Source organism: Streptomyces sp. NPDC002994 (genome assembly GCF_040611155.1).
Taxonomy (GTDB): Bacteria; Actinomycetota; Actinomycetes; order Streptomycetales; family Streptomycetaceae; genus Streptomyces.
Genome location: NZ_JBEXNQ010000053.1, coordinates 1 through 5,579, shown reverse-complemented (window position 1 = coordinate 5,579; position 5,579 = coordinate 1). Strand labels below are relative to the sequence as shown.

At 71.1% G+C, this 5,579-nt stretch carries 6 protein-coding genes; 2 read left to right on the top strand and 4 right to left on the bottom strand.

Annotation, left to right across the window (positions count from 1 at the left end):
- Positions 1–107: 107 nt before the first annotated feature.
- Together ABZX79_RS37025 and ABZX79_RS37020 are read right to left on the bottom strand one after the other, a co-directional pair.
- Positions 108–938 carry a purine-nucleoside phosphorylase gene (locus tag ABZX79_RS37025; RefSeq protein WP_355268198.1) on the bottom strand — a complete coding sequence of 277 codons (831 nt, stop codon included), beginning with the start codon at positions 936–938 and terminating at the stop codon, positions 108–110.
- A gap of 102 nt (positions 939–1,040) precedes the next feature.
- Complete coding sequence (locus ABZX79_RS37020) at positions 1,041–1,478, bottom strand: gamma-glutamylcyclotransferase (RefSeq protein ID WP_214970098.1); 438 nt, start codon at positions 1,476–1,478, stop codon at positions 1,041–1,043.
- A 192-nt stretch (positions 1,479–1,670) separates the two neighbouring features.
- Between ABZX79_RS37020 and ABZX79_RS37015 the strand changes: the two genes are divergently transcribed.
- Together ABZX79_RS37015 and ABZX79_RS37010 are read left to right on the top strand one after the other, a co-directional pair.
- On the top strand, positions 1,671–3,110 hold the full coding sequence (locus ABZX79_RS37015; RefSeq protein WP_355268193.1) for an NAD(P)H-quinone dehydrogenase: 1,440 nt from the start codon (positions 1,671–1,673) through the stop codon (positions 3,108–3,110).
- A gap of 111 nt (positions 3,111–3,221) precedes the next feature.
- On the top strand, positions 3,222–4,196 hold the full coding sequence (locus ABZX79_RS37010; protein ID WP_355268190.1) for a DeoR/GlpR family DNA-binding transcription regulator: 975 nt from the start codon (positions 3,222–3,224) through the stop codon (positions 4,194–4,196).
- A gap of 18 nt (positions 4,197–4,214) precedes the next feature.
- Here the strand turns inward: ABZX79_RS37010 and ABZX79_RS37005 are convergent, their stop codons facing one another.
- Positions 4,215–4,823 (bottom strand): helix-turn-helix domain-containing protein, encoded by a 609-nt coding sequence (locus tag ABZX79_RS37005; RefSeq protein ID WP_355268187.1) that lies wholly within the window; start codon positions 4,821–4,823, stop codon positions 4,215–4,217.
- A gap of 315 nt (positions 4,824–5,138) precedes the next feature.
- The coding region (locus tag ABZX79_RS37000; protein ID WP_355268184.1) for a biotin/lipoyl-containing protein at positions 5,139–5,579 on the bottom strand (441 nt) is incomplete at its 5' end.

The following is a 5,579-nucleotide window of genomic DNA, read 5'->3' as shown; positions in this document are numbered from 1 at the left end:
GGCGGGGGGCGCGCGTCCGGGGCGCCGCCCGCCCCCCCCCCCCCCCCACTCCAGCCCCTCCGGCGTTCGAGGAGCGGGGTCTGGGGCGGAGCCCCAGTTGGGCGGGGTCAGATGCGTTCGAGGACCTGGGCCAGGAGTGCGCCCATCCGGGTCGCGGAGTCGCGGCCGGCCTGGAGGACTTCCTCGTGGTTCAGCGGTTCGCCCGACAGGCCCGCGGCCAGGTTGGTGACGAGAGAGATGCCGAGCACCTCGGCGCCCGCCTCACGGGCGGCGATGGCCTCGAGGACCGTGGACATGCCGACCAGGTCGCCGCCCATCACGCGGACCATGTTGATCTCGGCCGGGGTCTCGTAGTGCGGGCCGGGGAACTGGACGTACACGCCCTCCTCGAGCGTCGCGTCCACCTCCTTGCACAGCGCGCGCAGCCGCGGCGAGTACAGGTCCGTCAGGTCCACGAAGTTCGCGCCGATGATCGGCGAGGTGGCCGTCAGGTTGATGTGGTCGCTGATCAGGACCGGCTGGCCCGGGCGCATGCCCGGACGCAGGCCGCCGCAGCCGTTCGTGAGGACGATGGTCTTGCAGCCGGCGGCGACGGCGGTACGTACGCCGTGCGAGACGGCGGCGACACCGCGGCCCTCGTAGTAGTGCGTACGGCCGAGGAAGACCAGCGCGCGCTTGTCGCCGATCTTGTACGAGCGGACCGTGCCCGCGTGTCCGGCGACGGCCGGCGGCGGGAAGCCGGGCAGCTCGGTGACGGCGAACTCGTGCTCGGGCGCGCCCAGCGCCTCGGCGGCCGGCACCCAGCCCGACCCCATCACGAGGGCGACGTCGTGGGTCTCGGCTCCGGTCAGCTCGCGCAGGCGGGCGGCGGCGGCGTCGGCTGCCGCGTGGGGGTCGGCGAAGCCGTCGGTGGGGGCAGGGGTAACAGATGCGTTCACGCCGACGAGGGTAACCGCTCTCGCCCTACGCGCGTAGATGTCACTGCCGACGGTGTTGCGATCGTTGCCTTGTCGGATCGGACGAAGGCAGGCTCACACCCCTCAGCAGGGGCGCTTGCGCAGCTCCATGACGTAGTCGTGCGGCGCGCCCGCCGACTCCGCGGCGTCGGCGAGTTCTCCCAGGTAGCGGGCGGAGGGGAGGCCGCCCTCGTACCCGTTCAGGACGTACAGCCAGGTCGGCTCCTCGCCCTCGAGCGTGTGCACGCGCACCCGCATCCGGCGGTAGATGTCGAGCCCGACACCCTCCCACCGGTCCATGGAGTCCTCGTCCATCGGAGCGATGTCGTAGAGCGCGACGAAGACCTGTGAGCGAGGGGCTTCGACGATGGTGGCGAGCGCGCCCTCCCAGCCCATCGACTCCCCGCCGAAGGTCAGCCGCCAGCCGTTGAGCCAGCCGGTCCCGCGCAGCGGTGAGTGCGGTGCGCGGCGCGTCATCAGCCGCGCGTCGAGGTTGCCGGCGTACGCGGCGTAGAGCGACATGTGATCGAGGGTACGGGAGGGGGTGGAGCGGCGGGGGCCGCGGAGCGTTGCGGCCGGATGGAGGCCCCGGGGCGAAGCACCTTGAAGCGTGCGGGACAATGGAGTACGTACTGCATTCCCCCCGGGCGATCCCCGGATCCCCGGCCGAGCGGGCAGGCGGGCCGGGATTGACAATGCGAGGCGGACTTTTTCGTGACCCGGATCGTGATCATCGGTGGCGGACCCGGCGGATACGAGGCGGCCCTGGTGGGCGCCCAGCTCGGCGCGGAGGTGACGGTAGTCGACAGCGACGGTCTGGGCGGGGCGTCGGTGCTCACCGACTGCGTACCGTCGAAGACTTTGATCGCCACGGCCGAGGTGATGACGACCTTCGACTCTTCGTACGAGGAGTTGGGCATCATCGTCGCCGACGACACGCCGCACGTGGAACAGGCGGCCCGCGTGGTCGGCGTGGACCTGGGCAAGGTCAACCGCCGCGTGAAGCGCCTCGCGCTCGCGCAGTCCCACGACATCACCGCGTCCGTCACGCGTGCGGGCGCGCGCGTGCTGCGCGGCCGCGGCCGCATCGAGGGGCAGCAGGGCTCCGACGGCTCCCGCACGGTCGTCGTGTCGTACAGAGACGGCAATGAGGAGCGCCTCACCGCCGACGCCGTACTGATCGCGACGGGCGGGCACCCGCGCGAGATCCCCGACGCGCTCCCGGACGGCGAGCGGATCCTGAACTGGACGCAGGTGTACGACCTGGATGAGCTCCCCGAGGAGCTCATCGTGGTCGGCTCCGGTGTCACGGGCGCGGAGTTCGCCGGCGCGTACCAGGCGCTCGGCTCGCGCGTCACCCTCGTGTCGTCGCGCGACCGCGTGCTGCCGGGTGAGGACCCGGACGCCGCCGCCGTCCTGGAGGACGTCTTCCGGCGCCGCGGCATGAACGTCATGGCCCGCTCGCGCGCCGAGTCCGCCAAGCGGGTCGGCGACCGGGTGGAAGTGACCCTGTCCGACGGGCGTGTCATCAGCGGTACGCACTGCCTGATGGCCGTCGGCGCCATCCCGAACTCGGCGGACATGGGCCTGGAGGAGGCCGGGGTCCGGCTGAAGGACTCGGGCCACATCCTGACCGACCGGGTTTCACGCACCAGCGCGCCGGGCGTGTACGCCGCGGGTGACGTCACTGGCGTCTTCGCGCTCGCGTCGGTCGCCGCCATGCAGGGCCGGATCGCGATGTACCACTTCCTCGGCGACGCGGTGACTCCGCTGAACCTCAAGACCGTCTCGGCGAACGTCTTCACCGACCCCGAGATCGCGACGGTCGGCTACAGCCAGTCGGACGTCGACTCGGGCAAGATCGAGGCGCGCGTCGTGAAGCTGCCGCTGCTGCGCAACCCGCGCGCGAAGATGCAGGGCATCCGCGACGGCTTCGTCAAGATCTTCTGCCGTCCCGGTACGGGCATCGTGGTCGGCGGCTGCGTCGTCTCACCGCACGCGAGCGAGCTGATCCACCCGATTTCGATCGCGGTCGACAACAATCTGACCGTGGAACAGATCGCGAACGCGTTCACGGTCTACCCGTCCCTGTCGGGTTCGATCGCCGAGGTCGCACGGCAGTTGCACACCCGCAAGACGTCCGCCGAGGCGTAGCAGGGGGCGCGCACGGCGCGTATACCACTCGGGGCCCCAGTTTGCGCACAACTTCTGTTATTCGGCGCAAACTGCTGAAAACTATCGGTCGCTGGGGTTACTGTCAGTTTCGTGTTCGCTGCAGAACGTCGCCAATTGATCCTCGAAATGGTGCGCGCCAACGGGGCTGTATCGCTCCGTGAGCTCGCCCGCGTCGTCCAGACCTCCGAAGTGACCGTACGGCGGGACGTGCGGGCACTGGAGGCAGAAGGACTCCTCGACCGCCGGCACGGCGGTGCGGTACTGCCGGGCGGTTTCACGCGGGAGTCCGGCTTTCCGCAGAAATCCCATCTCGCGACCGCGGAGAAGACGGCCATCGCCGACCTCGCCGCGGGACTCGTCGAAGAGGGCGAAGCCATCGTCGTCGGCGCCGGGACGACCACGCAGGAACTGGCCAGACGGCTGGCCCGGGTCCCCGGGCTGACCGTCGTCACCAACTCCCTGCTGGTGGCCCAGGCGCTGGCGCACGCCAACCGAGTCGAGGTCGTCATGACCGGCGGCACCCTGCGCGGTTCGAACTACGCGCTGGTCGGCAGCGGCGCCGAGCAGTCCCTCCAGGGGCTGCGGGTCTCCCGGGCGTTCCTCTCCGGGAGCGGGCTGACGGCAGAGCGCGGCCTGTCCACCTCCAACATGCTGTCGGCCAGCGTCGACAGGGCACTGGTGCAGGCCGCCGCCGAGGTGGTGGTCCTGGCGGACCACACCAAGCTCGGCACCGACACCATGTTCCAGACGGTGCCCACCGACGTGATCACGCGCCTCGTCACCGACGAGCCGCCGCAGCACGACGACCGTGCGGCCACCGAACTGCAGGCCCTGGCGGATCAGGGAGTGCAGATCGCCGTGGCCGGGCCGGGGGTCGCGGGCGCCGGGGGCGACGGCGTCCCGCCGGGGCGCCAGCCCCGCCGGGACATGCCCCTGCCGGGCCAGCGGCGTACGCACCCGGGCGGGCCCGGGGCGCAATTGCGCAGCGCGGGATCTCTGGCGGAGCAGCAGGCGGGCCCCGCCGAGCGGGAACGGGCGCGCGTCGCCGATCTGCGCCGCCGCTGAAGAGCCGAAACGGCGAGGTTACGTCGCCGCTTCCTTCTCCGCCCGCAGCCCCTTCAGCGTCAGCGTCAGCAGGCGGTCGGCCAACTCCGGGTCGTCCGGCGCCTGTTCGGCGGCCAGTGCGATGGCGTTGGTCAGCTGCATCAGGTCACCGATCGATACGTCGGGCCTGACGGCGCCGCTCTCCTGAGCCCGTACGAGCAGCCGCTCACCGGCCGCGTTCATCGGCGTACTGCATCGCGCCAGTGCGGAACTCTCGTCGCGCGAGGCCGACATGAGCTCGCGGGCGAGACCTCGGTACTCACCCGCATGGGTCACGATGTCGCGGAGCCAGGTGACGAGCGCCGAGCAGGGCGCCTCGCTGTCGGCGAGCTCGCGTGAGTGCGCGAGGAGTTCATCCACGGCGCCCTGGAAGACGGCGCTCATGAGCGCGTGGCGGGTGGGGAAGTGCCGGTAGAGCGTGCCGATGCCGACCCCGGCGCGGCGCGCGACGTCTTCGAGCGAGGCGTCGGTGCCGTGCTCGGCGAAGGCGATACGCGCCTCGGCCAGCACGCGCTCGTAATTCCGGCGGGCATCGGCGCGCATGGGCCGTGCCGACGCCGTCGACGTCTGTGCACCGCTGGTCGCCATCGCGTCGCCCTTCCCCAGGTCGTGTCCGTCGGCGTCTGCCCCTGCTTACGGTCTCCAGGATGCCATCGCGCAAGCGACTGGGATCTCAGGCGAGGCTCGGAACCAGCCCGGCCGGCTGGTCGGCCGGCTTTTTGACCCCCGTCCCGCAGATGCCACGCTGCTGGCAGGGTCGGGTTACTCCCGGCTCCATGTAGGTCCTGGCGCGTCCTGTACGAGATTGTCGACGAGACGGTGACCGTCCATGTGGCCAAACAGCAGCAGCGACTGAGGGCCCCGCCGGTTTCGGCGGGGCCCTCAGTCGCGTACGGCTGTGCGTCAGTCCTTGATCTCGCAGATCGTGGCGCCGGAGGTGACGGACGCGCCGACTTCGGCGGCCAGGCCCTTGACGGTGCCGGAGCGGTGCGCGTTCAGCGGCTGCTCCATCTTCATGGCCTCGAGTACGACGACGAGGTCGCCCTCGTTGACCTCCTGGCCCTCCTCGACCGCGACCTTGACGATCGTGCCCTGCATGGGCGAGGCGAGGGTGTCGCCGGAGGCGGCCGGGCCGGACTTCTTCGCGGCCCGGCGCTTGGGCTTGGCGCCCGCGGCCAGGCCGGTGCGGGCCAGGGTCATGCCCAGCGAGGACGGGAGCGAGACTTCCAGGCGCTTGCCGCCGACCTCTACGACGATCGTCTCGCGACCGGCCTCGTCCTCGTCCTCGTCAGCCCCCGGCACGGTGAAGGCCGGGATCTCGTTGACGAACTCGGTCTCGATCCA

Bases quoted from the DNA above. Each gene is read 5' to 3' on its own strand.
- ABZX79_RS37005 (WP_355268187.1), bottom strand. From the start codon at position 4,823: ATGGCGACCAGCGGTGCACAGACGTCGACGGCGTCGGCACGGCCCATG.
- ABZX79_RS37020 (WP_214970098.1), bottom strand. From the start codon at position 1,478: ATGTCGCTCTACGCCGCGTACGCCGGCAACCTCGACGCGCGGCTGATG.